This is a genomic window from Streptosporangium sp. NPDC023615 (assembly GCF_040640155.1).
Lineage (GTDB): Bacteria > Actinomycetota > Actinomycetes > Streptosporangiales > Streptosporangiaceae > Streptosporangium.
The window spans coordinates 162,226-182,748 of sequence record NZ_JBFABE010000011.1 but is presented as its reverse complement, the minus strand read 5'-3'; the positions used below and the strand labels follow the sequence as shown (position 1 = coordinate 182,748).

The following is a 20,523-nucleotide window of genomic DNA, read 5'->3' as shown; positions in this document are numbered from 1 at the left end:
CCGCCGGACGGCCACAACACCACCCACCCGAACCAACCTAACGAAGTACTACTAGGTGAGGCTCGGTGGCGGGCTGGTCGTGGCTGGTAGAACTCGGACGTGGCGCGTTTTGATGTGACCGATGCCGAGTGGGCGTTGATCGAGCCGTATCTGCCGGTGGCGGCTACCGGGCCGCTGCCGCGGCGGGTGCGTGATCAGTTCAACGGGGTCTTGTGGCGGTTTCGCACCGGGTCGGGCTGGCGTGATGTGCCGGAACGGTATGGGCGGTGATCCACGCTCTACTCCCGGTTCAACGGCTGGGCCAAGGCCGGGGTGTTTCAGGATTTGATGGACGCGCTGATCGCCGAGGCCGCCTTGCGCGGGCAGGTCGGGCTGGAGGTGGTCAACGTGGACTCCACGATCGTGCGGGCGCATCAGGAGTCGGCCGGGCTGGCGGTCGCCGGGGAGACCCTGGATGCGCTGGAGCAGGCGCTGACCGAGGAAAAGAGGGCTCCGCTGGCAGAGCAACCGCCGGTGCTGCGGGTGATGCGCCGCAGGTCACACCCAGCGAGGACAGCCGGACAGCGCGGACGCGTCGCCCGCGCCGGATCGTGGCGCCATGCGGTGACGACGAAAGGCCCGGAGGAAGGCTGCCGGGCTCGGTCGATCCCGGGGCGAGCTGAGCAGCAAGGTCCATGCTGCGGCCGATGCCGCCGGGCTGCCGCTGGCTTTCGTGCTCACCCCCGGCCAAGCCGGCGACTGCCCGTGGTTCATCACCGTCCTGGACAAGGTCCGCATTCCCGGCCGGGTCGGCCGACCTCGGACCCGCCCTGCCGCGGTGGCCGCGGACAAGGCCTACTCCTCCAAGGCCAACCGCTCCTACCTGCGCCGCCGCAAGATCACCGCGGTCATCCCGGAGAAGACCGACCAGCAGGCCAACCGCAAGAAGAGAGGTTCAGCGGGCGGACGACCCGTCGGCTTCGATCCGCAGCGCTACCGGCAGCGCAACACCGTCGAACGCTGTTTCCAGAAGATCAAGACCTGGCGCGGATTGGCCACCCGCTACGCAAGACCCCAGAAAGCTACGAGGCCGGACTCCACCTCCGAGGCTCGATCATGTGGCTGAAAATCCTCACCTCACACACATGATCCGAACCTCTAACAGCTCCTAGTAGACCCGCCAGCGGCCCTGCTGTCTTCGTTGCCACACCCTCCGCGCCTGCTGTTCCTCCTGCATGCGCCTGACCCGTTCGACCCGATGGCTCTCCGGCATCGCCTCCCACCTCCGTTCCCGCAAACGCCGGCCCCCCTCATAGGTCGCGCCCACGGCCATGAGCGCCACCACCCCGGCCCCTCCCAGAAGCAGTTGGACGTCCACGAGATTTCCCTTTTTCCCCTACGCCCTTCTCCGTAGGGTCATTTCTATCGTCGTGACGCCGTTCTTTCACGCATTTATCAGGACATTTATATTTCCTATTGTGGAAATCCCTCCGGCGCGCGCCCGTACCCGTCGCCATTTCGCGCGCCGGCATCGGCGGGCGGCCGCCTCACGCGACGGCCCTACCTGAGGCCGTCGAAGAGGTCGTCCTCCCGCTCGCCGGCTTCGGGAACACGGTTGACCCTGCGGACGAACCCCTCGGTCCCCAGCGTCTGCCGCTGGGCCTCGGGAGGCATGCGCAGCATGAAGATGCTGTCCCCCTGGCTCGCGTGCGCCTCCAGCGCCTTGCGCTTGCGCTCCACGTAGGGCGTCACGTCGATCATCGCGGTGATCTGCTCCTCGGGCACACCGAAGTCGTCGGGAAGTTCGAGCTCCCCGGGATCGGCGCCGGCCGAGCGGAGAAGCTCGAACAACTCGCCGATCCGCTCGCGGGGCACCGCGGTGTAGTACAGCTTCGCGGGAATCCCACTGGCCTCGGTCGCGGCCATGGCGATCCGGTGCGCCTGGATGTGGTCGGGGTGGCCGTAGCCCCCGTTCTCGTCGTAGGTCACCACGACCTGGGGGCGGTAGCGTTCCATCAACTCGGCCAGCCGCGCGGCGGCCCGCTCCACCGGGACGTTGGCGAAGGCGTCCTCGGCCTTGTTCCCGTCCCAGCCGTCCATGCCCGAGTCGCGGTACCCGAGCAGTTCCACGTGCCCGATCCCCAGGTGGGCCGCGGACGCGCGGAGCTCCTCCAGCCGCAACGCGCTCACCACGGCCTCGTCATGGCCCGGCTCCCCCGGCTTCGCCCCGCCGGGGGCGTCCCCCTGCTCCCCGTTCGTGCAGGTGACCAGGACGGTGCGGATGCCCTCGTCGGCGTACCGGGCGAGGATCCCGCCCGTCCCGAGGACCTCGTCGTCGGGATGGGCGTGCACGGCCATCAGGGTCAGCTCTTCGCTCATGATCTCCACCCGTTCGTTCGGAAGCGCTGCGAATCGGCCCACTCTACGGCGGCCTCCCGACAGTCCGGAGCGGCGGGCGGATCACCGCGGGCGGCGGGACGCCCGGCCGCGGTGATCCGCCCCTGTGATCAGGAGGCGGGCGAGGACGCCCAGTGGTCCGAGCCGGTCGGCCACGTCCGCGACGGCGTCCGCTCCTGCCTGAGCAGGCTCTCCTCGCCCGTTCCCACGGCGCAGCGCGTGCCGCGCGGCGGCACCTTCAGCGAGATCAGGTACTCGTCGAAGATGTCCGTCTGGCACTTGTCCTTGCCGTAGATGCGATGCCCCCAGCCCTCGTAGGTGAGCAGCACGGCCTTGGGCCCGAGCTGACGGGCCGCGTTGGCGGACCAGATCCACGGGGTGGCCGGGTCGTGCAGGGAGTTCCCGAGCAGCAGCGGGGCCTCGCCCGTGTACCGCAGCGCGTGCGGCGCGTTGGTGGTCGGGTGGTTCATGCAGATCGGCAGATCGTCGATCGGGTACGGGTGGTACCGCGTGTCGGGCGCGAGGTGGTTGGAGACGCGCATGAGCGCGGCGTACTCCGCGTAGTTCCGCACCTTGAGGTTGTAGTCCTGGCACAGGACGACGGTCGGCAGATGCGCGACGTCACCCTCCACGGGCTGCCTGCCGGGCAGCGGGGGCACCCACTCCGGCGTCGGCCCGCCGTCCAGCCAGTTGATCAGCTCGGCCAGCAGCCGCCAGGCCGGTCCCTCGGTGCCCAGCGCGGCGTTGTAGACGACCTGCAGCTCGGTCATGGGCTGGCCCGTGCTGGGGTACCTCAGCTCGCCGCGCCGCGCCCTCTCCAGCAGGCCCCTCCAGATCGCGCGGACGTCGCGTCCGTACAGGACGCAACTCGTGTCCTGGTCGCACCAGCCGACGAACTGGTCGAACGCGTCCTCGACGGCGAGCGCCTCGGTGGCCAGGAAGCCCGCGACGCCGAGGCTGTGGTCCATGTTGCTGTCGAGCCCGAGGGCCCGGACACGGCCGGGGAACAGCTCGGCGTACATCTGGCCGATCAGCGTGCCGTACGAGATGCCGTAGTAGGTGAGCTTCTCCTCACCCAGGGCGGCGCGCAGCGCGTCCAGGTCGCGGGCGACGTCGGCGGAGTCGACGTGGTCGTACAGCGGACCGGTACGGGCACGGCAGTCGGCGTGCAGCTCCTTGGTGAACGCGTCCCAGGCCTCGAAGTCGGCCTGGCTCCTCATCACGGTGTGCGGCATCCGGTTGTACACCGACGCCGAGCAGATCACCGGGTTGCTGCGCCCCACGCCCCGGGGGTCGAACCCGACGATGTCGAACCGGCGCTGCAGTTCCTCGGTGTAGGAGCCGGGGGCGCCGTACACGGCCTCCACCCCCGACCCGCCCGGACCACCCGGGTTGATCACCAGCGAGCCGATCCGCGCGGCCGGATCCGTGGCCTTCCGCCGCGCGACGGCGATGTCGACCCTCGTCCCGTTCGGCTTCGACCAGTCGACGGGCACGCTCAGCGTGCCGCACTCCGCGGCGGGCTCCTCCTCGCAGGGCGTCCAGGCGATGGTCCGCGTCGCCGTGACCCCGGCTTCCGCGCTCGCCGCGGAGACGGGTGAGAGGGATGAGACCGTCACCGTCGCCAGCAGGGCGGCGAACCACAAGGCTCTTCTTCGCACAACGCTCCAGTCTCCAGTCGATCCTCCGTTGGAGCGTGCGACTGTAGCGGATCACCACAAATGCGAAAAGATAAATGCGAAAGAATGGCACTATCAGTCTATTTAACCCTAAATCTGGCGAGATTTGGATAGTGGTACCCCACCGGGGAACCGCCGTCCGTCGTTTCGCGTACCGGACGCCCGGACGGCGGTGAACCTGGGAGCCGCGCCGGCGGCCTACCCGCGCGGGGAGGAACGGCGGGCGGGAGGCGCCGGCGGTTCGGCGGTCATCGCCGGCGGGAACGCGGGCGCGCGAACGCGCGCAGGGTGAGCAGCGCGACGACGGCCACGATCTGCCCACCTATAATGATCTTGTTGTAGTCGATCGCGGGCTGCCAGCGGACCTCGCCGTCCCTGATGACGAAGACCCCGGCCCCGCCCGCGCCCGCGCCGAACCCCGCGCCGGAACCCTCGCTCGGGTTCTCGCCGCCCTCCTGTCTGCCGTCGCCGCCGCCACCGCCACCGATGACGCGGGCCACGGGGATGACGGTCACCCCGTCCTGCGTGATCGGCTCACCGAAGACGCGGGTGACCGTGGCGGAATCGCGAACCTTGTCGATCATTCCGATGACGTCCATGTGCTTCCTTTCGTCGGGCTGGCGGCCGTGGCCGCGGGGACGGAAGACAAGGGTAGGAAGTGCCCGGCGTGATTGCACCCCCCGCGTCGCCCCGGATCCGTGTCACCGGCCGGTGGCCGCGCGTCGTCCCCGCGGGTCCGGGTCGCCGGCCGGCGGTCGCCCGTACCGCGTATCCCTGCGGCCCGGGCTCGCAGTAGCGTGGGAATCGATTTCTTTGAGTGGTAATGTCGCTTTTGGTCTTGTCGCATCATGTGTGAAGTCGGAGGTGGTCACGGTGCACCCGGTCTTGTGACAGCCCCAGCCCGGGGTGTCACGGAGCCGAAAGGTGACCGTATGAGCAAGACCGACAAGACCCGGCCCTGGTGGGTGCGGATGGCCGACGCGCCGATGGTGACCTGCGTGCCCGTCCACGACCACCGGTTCGGGCCCTGCACGCTGCCGGACGAGATCACCGCCGACAGCGCGTCCCTGAGCCACCGCACGGGCGGCTGCCACTGGAGTGCCACCGCATACGCCTACCACGCGTTCGGGTACGGCCACGGGGGCCGCGAGTGGCAGCGTTTCCGCCGCGGGGAGCGCCGCCGTGACCGCCGCCGGACGCGCCGTGAGCTGCGCGCCCGTCACGGCCTGAGGTGAACGGAAGCGCGACGGGACGATCGTCGTGATCGGCCGGCGCGCCTTCCCGCCCGCCACCTGAGCCCCGTGCCCGTGACCCCCGCAAGGCCCTTCAGGAGGGCCCCGCGGGGGTCACGGGTTCCGGGGATGACACCGGGGCGGGGCCGTCCCGCGGCGTCACGGCGCGATCGCGTCGCGCACGGCCCGTACGGCGGCGCGGACCGCGGGGATCCGGCCCGCCTCGCGGTGGTGGACCAGATGGAGGGTCCGGGGCCGCAGCCCGGGCACCTCTCGGACGGTGACACCGGGGTTGTGGAACGCCTCGAGCGCGAGCCGGGGAAGCATCCCGATCCCGAGACCGCGGGCGATCAGCGACTGGGCGACCACGTAGTCGTCGCTGCCGTGCCGGATGTCCGGCGTGAAACCGGCGGCCAGGCAGAGCCGCTCCAGGTGGGCGGTGCACCGCTCGCAGCCGGCGATCCACCTGTCGGACGCCAGGTCGCGCAGGTCCACGGTGGCGGCCCCGGCCCGCGCGTGCCCGTTCGGCAGGACCAGCCGCACCGGGTCCTGCCCCACGGGAACGCCCACCAGCCCGGAAGGCACGGTGAACGGCTGCCCGTCGTGGGCGAAGGTCACGGCCAGATCCGCCTCACCGGCGGTGACCAGCTCCAGCGCCTCGGGCGGCTCGGCCTGCAGCAACCGGACGTCCAGCGCGGGATGACGCGTGGCCAGCAGGCTCATCGCCGCCGGGACGACGGTGGCCCCGGCCGAGGGGAAGGCGGCCAGCCTGACGGTGCCGCCCTCCAGGCGGGCCAGCGCGTTCATCTCGTCGGCCGCGGCGCGCAGACGGGTGGCGAGGGCGTCGGCGTGCACGAGCAGTGCCCGGCCGGCCTCGGTGAGCCGGACCCCCCGGGGACGCCGCAGCACGAGCGGCAGCCCGGCCTGCCGTTCCAGGTGGCGCAGGTGCTGGCTGACGGCGGGCTGGGTCCAGCCCATGACGCGGGCCGCTCCGGCGATCGACCCCGAACGGGCGATCTGCCGGAAGACGAGCAGTCGGTGAGCATCCACGGCATAAGTATTTCTTGGGTTGGTGCCAACATCTTCACGTCTACCTATGAGGTCGGCCGTGCGCGAGGCTTGGGTCCATGACACGAACCATCGGCCTCATCGGCGGGATGAGCTGGGAATCGTCCGCCGAGTACTACCGCCTGCTGAACGAGGAGACCCGGCGCCGCCTCGGCGGCCACCACTGCGCCCGGAGCCTGCTGCTGACCGTCGACTTCGCCGAGATCGAGGCCATGCAGCGGGCCGGTGACTGGGCCGCCGCGGGCCGGACGCTCGCGCGGGCCGCCCGGACCCTGGAGGGGGCAGGCGCCGACATGGTGCTGCTGTGCACCAACACCATGCACCGGGTGGCCGACGTCGTCGAGGCAAAGATCGGCGTGCCGTTCCTGCACATCGTCGACGCCACGGCGAGCCGGATCCTCTCCGCGGGGATCACCACCGTGGGGCTGCTGGGCACCCGCTTCACCATGGAGATGGACTTCTACCGCGACCGCATGCGCGCCCACGGCCTCGAGGTGGTCGTCCCCGGCGAGAGCGACCGCGCGCTGGTCCACGACGTCATCTACCGGGAACTCACCATGAACCGCATCGAGGACGCCTCACGCGCGAGCTACCGGCGGGTCATCTCCGCCCTCGCCGACCGCGGCGCCCAGGGGGTGATCCTCGGCTGCACCGAGATCACGCTGCTCATCGGCCCCGGCGACAGCCCGCTCCCGGTCTTCGACTCCACCAGGATCCACGTCGAGCGGGCGGTCGACCTGGCCCTGGCACCCGGTGCGGACCGCGCGGCGGCGTCCCCGCTCGCGACGGGCCGGTGACGCCGGCGGCTCGCGGGGCGCGTCACCGGCGGCCGAGGATCTCCTCCACCGCGTCGGCCGCCGCCGGGACCCCGCCCGCGGCGGCCATCTCCCGCCGCATCCACGCCAGCCGCTCGCGAACGCGCCCGTCCCCTGCCACGTCCTCCACGGCCCGCCACAGCGCGTCGGGGGTGACCCCGTCCGGCGGCAGCACCGTGCCGAGGCCCAGTTCGGCGATGCGGTCGGCGTTGGCCCGCTGTTCGGCCATCTGAGGCACCGCCACCATCGGCACCTCGAAGTGCAGGCTCTCCATCGTGCTGCCCATCCCGGCGTGGGTGACGAACGCCCGCGCGTGCCGCAGCACGGCCAGTTGCGGCGCGTGCCGGTGCACCTCCACGTTGGAGGGCACCGGCCCCAGCGTCCCCGGGTCCACCTCGCCCACGGCCAGCACGACCTGCCAGGGCCGGTCGGCCGCCGCGCGCAGCACGGTGCGGTAGAAGCCGGGCCGGTCGTTGTAGGCGGTGCCCAGCGAGACCAGCACCAGCGGGAGATCACCGGAGGGCTGCCAGCCGCCCTGGTGGGCACGCTCGGAGATGCCCGGTCCGACGAAGGCGTACCGGTCGGTGAAGGTCTCGCCGGCGTACTGGAAGGCGCGCGGCAGCATCACCAGCCTGAGCGCCGCCCCGTCGCCCCGCATGAACGCCTGCACGTCGCGGAATCCCTCCTCCCGCAGGAAGCGGCTCAGCCGCACGACCATGAGCAGGAAGCGGGGGCTCAGCGGGTTGAACGTCGTGTACTCGGTGTTCATCGACCAGTGCTCGTTGCTGACCAGGTTGGGCCAGGTCTCCACCGCGCGGACCCCCCACCGACCGGCCAGGATCCGGCCCCACCAGCACATCGGCCCGTCGTGGACCACCAGATCGGGGCGCTCGCCCCCCTTGAGCTGCGCGAGCATCGCCCTCGTCTCGTCGAGCAGCAGGCCCATGGCCCGGACGAGCCCCTTGCCGTGCATCTGCGGGATCTCGATGTCGTCGCGCCCCTCCCAGGTGGAGGTGATCGGGACGACCTCGGCGCCGGTCTCGGCGACGCGCTCGGCGTACAGCGCCGTGGTGGCGTAGGTGACCCGGTGACCACGCCGTACGAGCTCGGCGGCGAGAGCCAGCGTGGGGTTGACATGCCCGGAGCCTGCGGGGGCGAAGAACGCGACGGATGCCATACCCGTGTATTTTAATACCCACGTATGGGATAGGGGAAGACATGCCGAAGAAGGTCGACCACGACGAGCGGCGACGGCACATCGCCGAGGCCGTGCTGCGCATCACGGGCCGCCACGGGCTGGACCACGCCACGCTGCGCGACATCGCCGTGGAGGCGGGCATCTCGCTCGGAGCCGTGCAGCACTACTTCCGCAGCAAGGACGAGCTGCTCCAGCACGTGATCGCCCATACGGGCGAGCAGGTCACCGCGCGGATCATGGCCGGGTTCGCCGGCCTCGGCGGGACCGGAGATACCGGAGGGACCATCTCCGTGGGGTCCTTCCTGCGGGTGATGGCGTCCGAGATGCTGCCCCTGGACGCGCGCCGCCGGGCCGAGCGCCGCGTCCTGCAGGCGTTCGGCGTCCGCGCCGCGGACGCCCCCCACCTGACCGAGCCGCTGCGCGAGGGGAACGACTGGCTGCACGACCGCGTCGCCGAGCTGATCGGGCAGGCCCAGCGGGACGGCGAGCTACGGCCCGAGCTGCACGCCGGACACGAGTCGATCACACTGCTCGCCATGATCGAGGGCCTGGCCTCCGACATCATGTTCGGCGTGCGCGATCCCGGCCAGGCCATGGAGAGCGTGCGCTACCACCTGGACCGGCTGGCGGCCCGGTAGGCGTCCCCGGCCGGGCCGGCGAACCCGGCCCGACCGCGACCTCGGTCACCGGCGGGGACGACCGGAGCCGCGAGCCCGGCCGGACTCAGCGCGCCTGGCGGGTCCCCTCGTCCTCCAGCAGGACGGGGGCGCCGCTCGCGGCGGACAGGTTGGCCGACACCCCGACCATGACGCCGGCGACGCCGGCGCGGTGACCGGCCTGGCGGCGCAGGGGGTCATCGCCCACGCCGCGGAAGATGTCGTTCAGCATGAGGACGTCGCCGCCGCCGTGACCGCCGGCGCCCGAGGAGATGGCCACCTCCTCCGGCTCGCTCCAGTGCCGGTGCAGGACGAGCCGCTCGGAGGCGCCGGCGGCGTGGGCCTTGTCGGCGGCGGTCGGGTCGATCGCGGCCCGCGGCGGGGTCCAGGCGCGCTCGACGACCTCCAGCTCCAGCCGTCCCCCGGTGCCGTTGAAGGCCACCCGGTAGCCCTCGAAGGGTCCGTGGGCGTTGAGGGAGTAGGTGAGGATCGCCCCGCGGGAGTAGCCGACGAGGACGGCCATGTTGTCCTCGATCGTCACGCCGTCGCCGAACACGTCCTGGTCGCGGATGTAGCCGTCCTCGTGCTCGGCGTCCAGGTAGAGGCGCTTGAGCCGGGGGTCGGCGGAGATGTCCAGCAGGTAGGGGTCGGTGCCGAGCTCGGGCGCGCCGGCGGCGCGTTCCGGCCGGTCGCCCAGGCCGCGGGCGCGGGCGTTGTCGGCCCCGTAGAACCGCAGCGCCGAGCGGGCGTAGACGGAGGCGGCGGTGTCGTCCAGCCACCAGTTGACCAGGTCGAAGTGGTGGGTGGACTTGTGCACCAGCAGGCCGCCGGAGCTGGCCTTGTCGCGGTGCCAGCGGCGGAAGTAGTCGGCCCCGTGGATGGTGTCCAGCACCCACTCGAAGTGCACGGAGGTGACGTCGCCGATCGCCCCGTCGGCGATCAGCCGGCGGACGGCACTGTTGCGCGGCGAGTAGCGGTAGTTGAAGGTGACGACGAGCCGGCCGCTGCTCCGCTCGGCGGCCTCGACGATGGCCGCGCAGTCCTCGGCGGTGGTGCACAGCGGCTTCTCCACGATGACGTCCTTGCCCGCGTCCAGCGCGGCGACGACGTAACGGGCGTGGGTGGCGTCGACGGTGGCGACCACGACGGCGTCCGCGAGCTGGAGCATCTTGTCGAACTCGTCCGGCGCGAAGGACGGGACGTCGCGGCCGATCCGGTCGAGGTAGTAGCCGATCCGGGTCCGGTTGACGTCGCAGAGGGCGACGATCTCGCCGGTGTCGCTCCAGTCACCGAGCAGCGCGTCGATGTACAGCTGTACCCGGTGGCCGAGTCCGACGAAGGCGTATCGCATCAGGAACCCCATCAGGAGATTGGCGGAGACGGCCGTGCCGTACGGCTCGGTGTGAGCCGTACGGCACGTCGCCCGCGTCCGGAGAACGGTCGTTACTTGGTGAGGGTGGTGTTGGCCTCGTTGATGAAGGCCTTGGCCGCGTCGTCCGCGGTGGCCTTCTCGAACAGCACCGAGTCGGTGGCGCGCTTGAGGATGTCCTCCATCTCCATCGCGCCCTTCGGCGGGACGGAGATCGGGCTCAGCTCGCTCTTGATCGAGTCGATGAAGGCCAGCACCTTCTGGTCGGCCGGGGTCAGCTTGTCCTTGATGGCGGTGACGACCTTGGCGTTGGTCGGCATGCCGCGGTCGCTGAGCAGGATGCCGCCGGCCTCGGGGTCGTTGACGAGGAAGTCGACGAACTTGTTGGCGGCGTCGGCCTGCTCGGTCTTGGCGGAGACCGTGTAGTACATGGCCGGCTGGAGGAACATGCCGGCGGTGGTCGCGCCCTCGGCCTTGGGCATCCGCAGCAGGTCGAGCTCCTGGCCGGAGCCCTTGCCCAGCGCGGTGAGCTGGTTGCTCCACCAGCTGCCGAACGCGCTGGTGTTCGTGGCGAGCATGGCCTGGTCGACCTTGGTGCCGGTCTCCAGCATCTGGGCGGCGCTCGGGCCCGCCTTGGTGGAGATGATCTTCTGCAGGAGCGCCCACCAGTCCTTGACGGTCTGCTCCGACAGGCCGATCTTGCCGTCCTTGTAGAACTGCTCCCCGCGCTGGGCGGCGAACAGCTGCAGGAACGCGGGGTTCTCGTTGTACTCGGTGCCCCAGACCTTGCCCTCACCCTTCTCGGTGATCTTCTGGGAGATCGAGATGTAGTCGTCCCAGGTCCAGGTGGTGTCGTCCGGGACCTTCTGGCCGGCCTTCTCCACCGCCGCCTTGTTGACGATCATCGGGAAGGTGTTGACGCCGGTCGGGATGGCGAACTGCTTGCCGTCGACCTGTCCGGCCTTGAGCACGTCCTGGTCGAGGTCGGTGCTGTTCACCTTGCCGGTGAGGTCGGCCAGGATGCCGCGGCCGGCGTACTCGGCGAGACCGCGGATCTCGATGGACATGACATCGGGGGCGTCACCGGCCGCGGCCTTGGTGGCGAGCTTCTCGTAGTAGCTGTCCCAGTCGGAGAAGTCGCCTTCGATGTCGATCGTCGGGTTCTTCTTCTCGAACGCGGCGATGGCCGTCTCCGTCAGCTTCTGACGGGCGTCGCTGCCCCAGTACGAGAAGACGACCTTCGTCTTGCCGCCGGACTCGCCGGCCTCGCCGCCACCGCTGCCGCTGCCGCAGGCGGTGGCCGATATCGCGAGCAGGGTGATGGCGGTGGCCGCCTTGATGATCTTCATGAATCGCCTCAGGTGATGGGGGTGGGGAGGACGGGGGGTGTGAGTGGGTGGACGGGGGGACTACTTGAGACCGGTGGTCGCCATGCCCCGGACGAGGTACTTCTGGCCCGCCAGGAAGAAGCCGAAGATCGGCCCTAGGGAGATGATCGACATCGCGAACAGCGGGCCCCAGGAGGACTCGCCGCTGGAGTCCATGAACTGCCGGAGCGCGACGGGGACGGTGAGGTTGTCGGAGTTGGTCAGGTAGAGGTTCTGGGTGAAGAAGTCGTTCCAGGTCCAGATGAAGGTGAAGATCGCGGTGGTCGCCAGCGCCGGGACGCACAGCGGCATGATCACCCGGATGAACGTGCGCCAGTGGCCCGCGCCGTCGATCGCCGCCGCCTCGTCCAGCTCCCGGGGAAGGGTCCGGATGAACTGGACCATCAGGAAGATGAAGAACGCGTCGGTGGCGAGGAACTTCGGCGCGATGATCGGCCAGATCGTGTTGATCCAGTCGAACTTGGCGAACATGATGTACTGCGGGACGACCGTGACGTGGTGCGGCAGCATGATCGAGCCGAGCATGATCGCGAACCACACCTTCTTCAGCGGGAACTCCAGCCGGGCGAAGGCGTACGCCGCGAGCGAGCAGGCGAGCAGGTTGCCGACGACCGCCAGGACCGTGATGACGGCCGAGTTCCAGAGGTAGTAACCGAAGGTGTGCTTGAGGGCGACCCACCCCTCGGTGTAGTTGGCGCCGGTGACCTCGGTCGGCATCAGCCCCGGCTCCCGGAAGATCAGCTCTTCGGGCTTGATCGAGCTGGAGATCATCCAGAGCAGCGGGTAGAGCATGAACAACCCGAAGGCGATCAGCAGTACGTGCCTGACCAGGCGGGGGGCGGGCCGGAAGAGCACCGGCACGCGCTTACTTGTCGTCGCCATAGAAAACCCAGAATCGAGACATGATGAAGTTGACACCGGTCAGGGCGGCGATGATGAGCAGCAGCACCCACGCCATGCCGGCCGCGTAGCCCATCTCGTAGTTCTTGAAGCCCTTGATGTAGAGGTAGAGCGTGTAGAAGAGGGTCGAGTCGACCGGTCCGCCGTTGCCGCCGCTGACGATGAACGACTGGGTGAAGGACTGGAACGACTTGATCACCTCCAGCACCAGGTTGAAGAAGATGATCGGCGTGAGCAGCGGCAGGGTGATCGAGCGGAACTTCCGCCACCTGCCGGCGCCGTCGACCGCGGCCGCCTCGTACAGGCTCTGCGGGATCTGGCGGAGCCCGGCCAGGAAGATGACCATCGGGGCGCCGAACGTCCAGACGTGCAGGATGATCAGCGTCCACAGCGCGGTGTCGGGGCTCGTCACCCAGCCCTGGCCCTCGTAGCCGAACAGGCCGAGGAACGAGTTGACGATGCCGTCGGTCCCGAAGATCTTCCGCCAGAGGATCGAGATCGCCACGCTGCCTCCGAGCAGCGAGGGCAGGTAGAAGACCGAGCGGTAGAACGGCAGGCCGCGCAGCCCCCGGTCCAGCACGAGCGCCAGCGCCAGCGCGAAGGCCAGCTGCAGCGGGACGGACACCACGACGTAGGTGGTCGTCACCTGGAGCGAGGTGATGAACCGCTCGTCGGCGAAGAACATCTTCTCGTAGTTGGCCCAGCCGACCCAGCGGGCCTCGCTCAGCATGCTGTAGTCGGTGAACGACAGGTAGAGCGAGGCGATCATCGGGCCGAGCGTGATCGCGAACAGGCCGATGAACCAAGGGGCCAGGAACAGGTAGGCCGCCCACGCCTGCGATCGGCTGCGGGAGCTCTTGAGGCGCCGATGGTCGGGGGGAGCCACCTTTTCGGGGGGCGTGACCGGCACTTCGGTCTTCCCCGCCGTTGCGGGACTCAGCGTCATCACTGGCCCTTCGGGGAGTCGGTGAATGGGTAGCGCTTTTCCTATAGCTTTACGAGCCGGGACGTCAACCCTTTGCAGTGAGCTGGCTCACGGGCCGCAACGCGTGATTTTCGCGTCATACCAGCTCAGGGTGTCCTTACGCCGCCAGAGGGTGAATGGAAAAATCTCGTTCCAAGACGAGTTAATACAACCGATTGCAGTCACGGACCGTGGTCGCCCCCCACGGCGCCGAGCGGAGAGCGCCTGGTGACCGCCCCGGCGAGAGGCCCCTCCCCCGGACGCGAATCGGTCGCGAATCGGTCGCGAATCGGTCGCGTGCCGCGGCCCGCGGTCACTCCCGCCCGGAGGACCGTTCCTCTCCGGAGTGGCGGGCGCGCAGCGCCCTCACCTTGCTGAGGTTGCCGCAGTGCTCCATGGAGCACCAGCGGCGGCGGCCGGGGCGCGAGGTGTCGACGTAGACGAGGTCGCAGTTCCCGGCGGCGCAGGTGCGGACGCGGTGCGCGAAGGGGCCGGTCAGCAACTCGACGGCGTCCCGCGCCACGGTGGCCACCAGGTGCGTGCCGGTGGGGGTCCCGGCCCACCGCCGCTCCCCGGCCGGCGTCAGGGCGGGCGCCAGGGCCGGCAGGGCCGCCGCCTCGTTGACGACCGCCAGGTCGCCGGACGGGTAGGGCTCGCCGCGCATGCGGGCGGCGACCGTCCCGAACAGCGCGTCGCGCAGCCGCCGCGCGTCCGCCACCTCGGCCTCGCCGATCTCCAGTACGGGCGTCGGCGTCAGCCGCGACCGTTCCGCCCAGGCGGCCAGGTCGGCGGGCTCGCGCAGGACCTCGTAGCGGCTGTAGGGGCCGGGGCCGCCGGTGGTCAGCAACTCCAGGCACAGGGCGCCGGGATCGAACCGGTAGGCGACGCCGGAGCGGGAGTACAGCGTCAGTCCCTTGGTTGCCGGGGAGTCCATGTAACCAATATAACTGGTTACATGGCACTGACATGGAAGCTGGTCATCGACAGCGCGGACGCGCCCGCCCTGGCGGACTTCTGGGCCGAGGCCCTGGGCTACGAGGTGGAGGACCCGAGCGTGCTCGTCGAGCGGCTGCTGGCCGCCGGCCACCTCGGCGAGGAGGCGGTCGCCGAGCATCGCGGGCGCAGGATCTTCCGCGGTTACGCCGCGATCCGCCACCCCGAGGATCCGTTCGACGAGGTCAGCGGCGTCGGCCGGGGCCGGCGGCTGCTCTTCCAGGACGTGCCCGAAGGCAAGTCGGGCAAGAACCGCCTGCACATCGACGTCCACGCCGAGCCCGGCGGCCTCGACGCGCTGGCGGACCGGCTGGAGGGTCTGGGGGCGACCCGCGTCCAGGAGTTCGACAAGGGCCCGGCCGGGCACTGGTGGCTCATGCGGGACCCCGAGGGCAACGAGTTCTGCGCGTCGTAGACGCGCGGGGAGCGCCGCTCAGGCGCTCCCCCTCGGCGGCGCGGTGGAGTCGCGGACCACCAGATGGGTCTCCAGGACGGTCGCGGCGCTCATCGACTGGACGAGGAGGTCGACCGCCATCCGGCCGGCGGCGCTCGCGGGCATCGCGACCGTGGTGAGCTTGGGGCGGTACAGCCGCCCGGTGGTGCTGTCGTCGAAGCCGATCACGCTCACGTCGCCGGGCACGCCGACGCCGAGGGCCTCCAGTCCCTCGATGAGGCCGATGGCGACGAGGTCGTTGTAGGCGAGCACCCCGGTCACCCCCGCCTCGACGATCCCGGCCGCGGCGGCGACGCCCCCCTCCTCGGTGGGAGGGTTCGGGCCGATGACGACCACGTCGAGACCGGAGACCTCCGCGACCGCCCTGCGGATCTCGCCGCTGGTCCACGAACCGGCCGGCCCCGTCACCAGGGCGACGCGCCGGTGGCCGAGCTCCGCCAGGTGCTCCATGGCGACGCGGGCGCCGTGGGCGACGTCCATCACGACCGTGGTCAGTCCGCGGATGAGCCGGTTGACCAGCACGAACGAGACGCTCTCCGAGAGCTTCTCCAGGGCCTTGTTGGACAGGCGCGGGCTGCAGAGCACGATGCCGTCGACCTGCTTGGAGAAGGCCAGGATGAGCTCCTCCTCCTCGGAGGGACTCTCGCCGGTGTCGGCCACGAACAGGTGGTAGTCCTGGCGGCGGGCCGCGGCCTGCGCGGCCTTGATCAACGACGAGAAGAACGGGTTGGCCAGATCGGGCACGATCAGCCCGACGTTGTTGGTGCGGCCCGTCTTGAGCGAGCGGGCCGCCCGGTTGGGCCGGTAGTCGAGCTCCTCGGCGACCGCGAGCACCCGGGTCCGGGTCTCGGCGTTCACCAGATGGGGCGCCGAGAAGGTCCGGGAAACCGTTGACACATGGACACCTGAGGCATGGGCGACGTCCCGGATGGTCACTGACATGCCGCACACCCTAACGCAACCGTTTGCAGATGGGTTAAGCATCCTGAGACCGGTTGTCGGTGGTTAAGCCCGCTCACTTGACGTATTGTCCCGGCTGGCGCGATTGTTTACTGCAACTGATTGCAGTCTTCCGAAGGAGCCCCCACGGTGAGCAGAGTGCTCGTCACCGGTAGCGCGGGCCGGCTCGGCCGCAGCGTGGTCACCTCGCTCGCGGCGGCCGGACACGAGGTCATCGGCGTGGACAGCGCGCCGGGAACCCCGCGCGAGGCCGCCTCCACCCTCCCGGCCGATCTCACCGACCTGGGTGAGACCCACTCGGTCCTCGCCCACTTCCGGCCCGAGGCGGTGGTCCACCTGGCGGCCATCGCGGTGCCGTTCAGCCGCTCCGAGGCCACCACGTTCCGCGTCAACACCCAGCTCGCCTTCAACGTCTGCGCGGCCTCGGTCGCCCTCGGGGTGGAGAAGCTCGTCGTGGCCAGCAGCCCCACGGTGATCGGGTACGGCGCGCCGGGCGGGTGGACCCCGGCCTACCTGCCGCTCGACGAGGAGCATCCGGCCCGGCCCTGGAACGCCTACAACCTGTCGAAGCTCGTGGCCGAGCAGACCATGCAGGCGTTCGCGCGCTCCAGTGAGACGACCCGGATGGCGGCGTTCCGCCCCTGCTTCGTCGTCGCGCCCGAGGAGTGGGAGGGCGCGCCCACCCAGTCCGGGCACACGATCGTCGAGCGGCTGGACCGTCCCGAGATCGGCGGGGTCTCCCTGTTCAACTACCTCGACGCCCGGGACGCCGGCGACTTCGTCGACACGCTGATGGCCAGGCTCCCCCTGCTGGAGACGAACGGCGAGGTCTTCTTCGCGGGCGCCGCCGACGCCCTGGCGCGCGAGCCGCTGGCCGAGGCGCTGCCCGCCGTCATGCCGGAGACGAAGGCGTTCGCCACCCACCTGACCGGCACCTGCCCCGCCTTCTCCTCCGCCAAGGCCGAGCGGCTGCTCGGCTGGACCGCCAAGCGCAGCTGGCGCACCGAACTCTCCTGAAGGAAAGCCCGATCATGAATCTCGATGGCGTCCTGTTCTTCCCCGTGACCCCCTTCGGCGCGGACGGCGAGCTCGCGCCCGGCGTGCTGGCCGACCACGTCCGGCGGGGACTGGAGCACCGGCCCGGCGGCGTGTTCGCCGCCTGCGGGACCGGCGAGTTCACCGCCCTGTCGGAGGCCGAGCACGCCGAGGTCGTCCGGGTGGCCGTCAAGGCGGCGTCCGGGGCCGTCCCGGTGTTCGCCGGGGCCGGCGGGCCGCTCGGCGCGGCGCTCTCCCAGGCGCGGGCCGCCCGCGAGGCCGGCGCCGACGGACTGCTGCTCATGCCGCCCTACCTCGTGCAGGGCCCCGGCTTCCCCGAGTACGTGCGGGCGATCGCCGCCGAGCTGCCGGTGATCATCTACCAGCGCGGGCCGATCGCCCTGGAGCCGGAGGCCGCGGTCGAGCTGGCCGCGATCCCCGGTGTCATCGGCCTCAAGGACGGTCTTGGCGACATCGACCGGATGCAGCGGATCGTGCTGGCCGTGCGGGAGGCGCGCCCGGACTTCCTGTTCTTCAACGGGCTGCCGACCGCCGAGCTGACCCAGCCCGCCTACCGCGCGCTCGGCGTCGGCCTGTACTCCAGCGCGGTGTTCTGCTTCGCGCCCGAGATCGCCAACGCCTACCTGCACGGCGACGAGCGGCTGATCGCCGAGTTCTACGCCCCGCTGGTGCGGCTGCGCTCCAAGGTGCCGGGGTACGCGGTGTCGCTGGTCAAGGCCGGGGTGCGGCTGCGCGGGCTGGACGCCGGCCCGGTCCGGCCGCCGCTGGTGCCGGTGACGCCCGAGCACGAGGCCGAACTGGAGGCGCTGATCGCCTCGGGCCTCGCCCTGGTGGCCTCGTGATCAAGGATCTGGCGGTCACGCTGCGGTCGGCGCCCCTGGCCCGGCCCTGGGGCGCGGACGTGCCCTTCAACCACGCGCTGCTCGTCACGGTCACGCTGGACGACGGGCGGCGCGGCACCGGGCTGGCCTGGACGCCGCAGATCGGCGCCCAGGCGGTCAAGGCGCTGCTGGAGCACGACGTCCGCGACGCGGTGATCGGCCTTCCGGCGCACCCGGAACTCGTGTGGGACCGGCTCTCGGCCCACCTGTCCGAGGCGGGGCGGTCCGGGATCGTCCCGATCGCCCTGTCCGGGGTGGATCTCGCGCTGTGGGACCTGCGCTGCGGCGAGCGGCCGCTGGTCGAGATCCTCGGCGCGCGGCGCGAGAGCGTCCCCGTCTACGGCAGCGGCGTCAACCTTCACTACACCCTGGAGGAGTTGCGCGCGCAGGCCGGACGGTGGGTCGCCGCCGGGTTCACCGCGGTCAAGATGAAGGTCGGGCGGCCTTCCCTGACCGAGGACGTCGAGCGGGTGGCGGCGGTCCGCGAGGTGATCGGGCCGGACCGGCTGCTGATGGTCGACGCCAACCAGCGGTGGGACCTGCACCGGGCCCGCGTCGCGCTGCGGGCCCTGGAGCGGTACGACCTGTTCTGGATCGAGGAGCCGCTGCCCGCCGACGACCTGCCCGGTCAGGTGGAGCTGCGGCGGAGCGTCGGCGTCCCGGTCGCGGTCGGTGAGAACGTCGCCACCGTCCACGGGTTCCGCGACCTGCTGACGGCGGGCGCCTGCGACGTCGTCCAGCCGAACCTGGTACGGGTCGGCGGGATCACCCCGTTCCTGCGGATCGCCGAGCTCGCCCGCGTCTTCGGCGTGCCGGTGTACCCGCACCTGCTCACCGAGCTGTCGGGGCAGCTCGCCCTGGCGCTGCACCATCCCGCGATGGTGGAGCGGGTGGAGGACGCCGCGCTGGCCGACCTCGGCCTGCTCGCCGCCCCGTTCCCGGTGGAGATCACCGGGGCCGAGCTGCGGGCGACCGGCGCCCCGACGAGGTGGGCGCCGTGAAGCCGGTGCGCGTGGTGGTCGCCGGGATCCACGGCCACGGGCGCAACCACGTGGAGAACGTGCGGCGGCTGGCCGCGACCGGCGGGGCGGAGCTCGCCGGCGTCTGCGACACGCGGCCGGCCGACGGCCTCGACGTGCCGTGGTCGGCGGACCTGGCGGCGCTGATCGCCGAGACCGGGGCGGAGGTGGCGGTGATCGCGACGCCGATCCACACCCACGCCCCCCTGGCCGTCGCCGCCCTGCGGGCCGGGGCGCACGTGCTGCTGGAGAAGCCCCCCACGCCGTCGGTGGAGGAGTTCGAGCAGATCTCCGCCGCCGTGGCCGAGACGGGGCTGGCCTGCCAGGTCGGCTTCCAGTCGCTCGGCTCGGCCGCCGTCGGTGCGGCGGCCGGGCTGCTGGGCGAGCCGATCCGCGCCATCGGCGTCGCCGGGTCCTGGACGCGCCCGTTCTCCTACTACACGCGCGCCCCCTGGGCGGGACGGCGCAAGCTGGACGGCGTGGACGTCATGGACGGCGCCCTGACCAATCCGTTCGCGCACGCGGTGGCCACCGCGCTGGCCGTCGCCGGCGCCGACGCGGTCTCCTCGGTGGAGGGGATCGAGCTGGAGCTGTACCGCGCCAACGCGATCTCCTCCGACGACACCTCCAGCGCCCGGCTCCGCCTCTCCGACGGCACCGTCATCGCGATCACCGTGAGCCTGTGCGGCGGACGCCGGACCGAGCCCTACCTGCACCTGCACGGCGAGACCCGCTCGGCCCTGCTCTTCTACACCCTCGACGAGGTCGAGGTGGACGGGGTGCGCACCGGTTTCGACCGGACCGACCTGCTGTCCAACCTCCTGGCGCACGTCAGGGAGGGGGCGGAGCTGCTGGTGCCGCTGGAGCGGACCGGCGGCTTCACCCGGCTGCTCGACGAGATCCGGCGCGCCCCCGACCCGCTGCCCGTCGGCGGTTTCCGTACGGAGCCGTCCCGGCTGGTGCTGCCGGGCATCGAGGAGCTGGCCGTGCGCGCGGCGGCGGAGCTGAGGACCCTGTCGGAGCTCGGCTTCCCCGGCGACGCCGGCTCCCCGGCGGCCACGCCCACCGCCCCGCCGGCGCCGGTCACGTCGGCCGCGCCGCCGACGCCGGTCACGTCGGCCGCGCCGGCGACACCGAAGACACCGAAGACACCGGCGGCAGCGGCGGCAGCGGCGGCAGCGGCGGCACCGGCGGTATGGCCCGAGTCGCTGCTGCGCGCCGGGGCGCGGGAGGTCGCGACCTACGTCCGGCGGGGCGACCTGCGGGCGACGGACGCGCCCCGGCCGCACCTTCATCCGGTCCGGACGCTGGCGGGGACGGTCGTGACCGAGACCCAGCCCGCCGACCACGTCCACCACTTCGGGGCGGGGGTGGCGATCTCCGACGTCAACGGCGTCAACTTCTGGGGCGGCTCCACCTACGTGCCCGGCACCGGGCCGGTGATCCTCCCCAACCACGGGAGGCAGCGGCGGCGCTCGCTGCGCCCCGTCAACGGCGCCGGCGGCGGCGGTGACG

Annotated in this window: 20 protein-coding genes and 1 pseudogene; 9 read left to right on the top strand and 12 right to left on the bottom strand. The window is 71.1% G+C overall.

All coding sequences use genetic code 11. From position 1 onward, the window contains the following. The first annotated feature begins 99 nt into the window (after positions 1-99). A pseudogene (locus AB0G16_RS12050) lies at positions 100-1,128 on the top strand (IS5 family transposase). A 19-nt stretch (positions 1,129-1,147) separates the two neighbouring features. On the opposite strand, the gene AB0G16_RS12045 reads toward AB0G16_RS12050, so the two are convergent. The 4 genes from AB0G16_RS12045 to AB0G16_RS12030 form a co-directional block, all read right to left on the bottom strand. Then, positions 1,148-1,357 (bottom strand): hypothetical protein, encoded by a 210-nt coding sequence (locus tag AB0G16_RS12045; RefSeq protein WP_362802733.1) that lies wholly within the window; start codon positions 1,355-1,357, stop codon positions 1,148-1,150. Positions 1,358-1,539: 182 nt separating this feature from the next. After that, positions 1,540-2,358: a PIG-L family deacetylase gene (locus AB0G16_RS12040; RefSeq protein WP_362802730.1), complete on the bottom strand. Its 819-nt coding sequence runs from the start codon at positions 2,356-2,358 to the stop codon at positions 1,540-1,542. A 128-nt stretch (positions 2,359-2,486) separates the two neighbouring features. Continuing rightward, positions 2,487-4,037 carry an alpha/beta fold hydrolase gene (locus tag AB0G16_RS12035; protein WP_362802727.1) on the bottom strand — a complete coding sequence of 517 codons (1,551 nt, stop codon included), beginning with the start codon at positions 4,035-4,037 and terminating at the stop codon, positions 2,487-2,489. A gap of 266 nt (positions 4,038-4,303) precedes the next feature. After that, a complete protein-coding gene (locus AB0G16_RS12030; protein ID WP_362802724.1) occupies positions 4,304-4,654 on the bottom strand; it encodes a spore germination protein GerW family protein in 351 nt (116 codons plus the stop codon). A gap of 333 nt (positions 4,655-4,987) precedes the next feature. Between AB0G16_RS12030 and AB0G16_RS12025 the strand changes: the two genes are divergently transcribed. After that, positions 4,988-5,290, top strand: a complete 303-nt coding sequence (locus AB0G16_RS12025) for a hypothetical protein (protein ID WP_362802721.1) — start codon at positions 4,988-4,990, stop codon at positions 5,288-5,290. 156 nt (positions 5,291-5,446) lie between these two features. On the opposite strand, the gene AB0G16_RS12020 is transcribed toward AB0G16_RS12025, so the two are convergent. Continuing rightward, a complete protein-coding gene (locus AB0G16_RS12020; RefSeq protein WP_362802718.1) occupies positions 5,447-6,337 on the bottom strand; it encodes a LysR family transcriptional regulator in 891 nt (296 codons plus the stop codon). Positions 6,338-6,414: 77 nt separating this feature from the next. On the opposite strand from AB0G16_RS12020, the gene AB0G16_RS12015 reads away from it, so the two are divergent. After that, the gene (locus tag AB0G16_RS12015; protein ID WP_362802715.1) at positions 6,415-7,152 is read left to right on the top strand and encodes an aspartate/glutamate racemase family protein; all 738 of its coding nucleotides are present in this window, start codon (positions 6,415-6,417) and stop codon (positions 7,150-7,152) included. Between the two features lie 22 nt (positions 7,153-7,174). On the opposite strand, the gene AB0G16_RS12010 is transcribed toward AB0G16_RS12015, so the two are convergent. Further along, the gene (locus AB0G16_RS12010; RefSeq protein ID WP_362802712.1) at positions 7,175-8,347 is read right to left on the bottom strand and encodes a macrolide family glycosyltransferase; all 1,173 of its coding nucleotides are present in this window, start codon (positions 8,345-8,347) and stop codon (positions 7,175-7,177) included. Positions 8,348-8,388: 41 nt separating this feature from the next. On the opposite strand from AB0G16_RS12010, the gene AB0G16_RS12005 reads away from it, so the two are divergent. After that, positions 8,389-9,006 (top strand): TetR/AcrR family transcriptional regulator, encoded by a 618-nt coding sequence (locus AB0G16_RS12005; RefSeq protein WP_362802709.1) that lies wholly within the window; start codon positions 8,389-8,391, stop codon positions 9,004-9,006. 85 nt (positions 9,007-9,091) lie between these two features. Here the strand turns inward: AB0G16_RS12005 and AB0G16_RS12000 are convergent, their stop codons facing one another. The 5 genes from AB0G16_RS12000 to AB0G16_RS11980 form a co-directional block, all read right to left on the bottom strand. Further along, a complete protein-coding gene (locus AB0G16_RS12000) occupies positions 9,092-10,375 on the bottom strand; it encodes a Gfo/Idh/MocA family oxidoreductase (RefSeq protein WP_362802706.1) in 1,284 nt (427 codons plus the stop codon). A gap of 92 nt (positions 10,376-10,467) precedes the next feature. Beyond that, positions 10,468-11,742 carry an extracellular solute-binding protein gene (locus AB0G16_RS11995; RefSeq protein WP_362802703.1) on the bottom strand — a complete coding sequence of 425 codons (1,275 nt, stop codon included), beginning with the start codon at positions 11,740-11,742 and terminating at the stop codon, positions 10,468-10,470. Between the two features lie 60 nt (positions 11,743-11,802). Continuing rightward, positions 11,803-12,663, bottom strand: coding sequence for a carbohydrate ABC transporter permease (locus AB0G16_RS11990; protein WP_362802700.1), 861 nt, complete (start codon positions 12,661-12,663; stop codon positions 11,803-11,805). After that, positions 12,647-13,567 carry a sugar ABC transporter permease gene (locus AB0G16_RS11985; RefSeq protein ID WP_362802747.1) on the bottom strand — a complete coding sequence of 307 codons (921 nt, stop codon included), beginning with the start codon at positions 13,565-13,567 and terminating at the stop codon, positions 12,647-12,649. The genes AB0G16_RS11990 and AB0G16_RS11985 overlap by 17 nt, the downstream gene beginning before the upstream one ends. 391 nt (positions 13,568-13,958) lie before the next feature. After that, a complete protein-coding gene (locus tag AB0G16_RS11980; RefSeq protein WP_362802697.1) occupies positions 13,959-14,579 on the bottom strand; it encodes a CGNR zinc finger domain-containing protein in 621 nt (206 codons plus the stop codon). 21 nt (positions 14,580-14,600) lie between these two features. Here AB0G16_RS11980 and AB0G16_RS11975 point away from each other — a divergent pair, with 21 nt between their 5' ends. After that, positions 14,601-15,053 (top strand): VOC family protein, encoded by a 453-nt coding sequence (locus AB0G16_RS11975; RefSeq protein ID WP_362802695.1) that lies wholly within the window; start codon positions 14,601-14,603, stop codon positions 15,051-15,053. Between the two features lie 18 nt (positions 15,054-15,071). On the opposite strand, the gene AB0G16_RS11970 is transcribed toward AB0G16_RS11975, so the two are convergent. Continuing rightward, a complete protein-coding gene (locus AB0G16_RS11970) occupies positions 15,072-16,034 on the bottom strand; it encodes a LacI family DNA-binding transcriptional regulator (protein WP_362802692.1) in 963 nt (320 codons plus the stop codon). Between the two features lie 147 nt (positions 16,035-16,181). Between AB0G16_RS11970 and AB0G16_RS11965 the strand changes: the two genes are divergently transcribed. The 4 genes from AB0G16_RS11965 to AB0G16_RS11950 form a co-directional block, all read left to right on the top strand. Continuing rightward, positions 16,182-17,069 carry an NAD(P)-dependent oxidoreductase gene (locus AB0G16_RS11965; protein ID WP_362802689.1) on the top strand — a complete coding sequence of 296 codons (888 nt, stop codon included), beginning with the start codon at positions 16,182-16,184 and terminating at the stop codon, positions 17,067-17,069. A 14-nt stretch (positions 17,070-17,083) separates the two neighbouring features. Then, on the top strand, positions 17,084-17,950 hold the full coding sequence (locus AB0G16_RS11960; RefSeq protein ID WP_362802686.1) for a 5-dehydro-4-deoxyglucarate dehydratase: 867 nt from the start codon (positions 17,084-17,086) through the stop codon (positions 17,948-17,950). After that, positions 17,947-18,990 carry a mandelate racemase/muconate lactonizing enzyme family protein gene (locus AB0G16_RS11955; RefSeq protein ID WP_362802683.1) on the top strand — a complete coding sequence of 348 codons (1,044 nt, stop codon included), beginning with the start codon at positions 17,947-17,949 and terminating at the stop codon, positions 18,988-18,990. The genes AB0G16_RS11960 and AB0G16_RS11955 overlap by 4 nt, the downstream gene beginning before the upstream one ends. Then, the coding region (locus AB0G16_RS11950; RefSeq protein WP_362802680.1) for a DUF6807 family protein at positions 18,987-20,523 on the top strand (1,537 nt) is incomplete at its 3' end. The genes AB0G16_RS11955 and AB0G16_RS11950, both read left to right, overlap by 4 nt.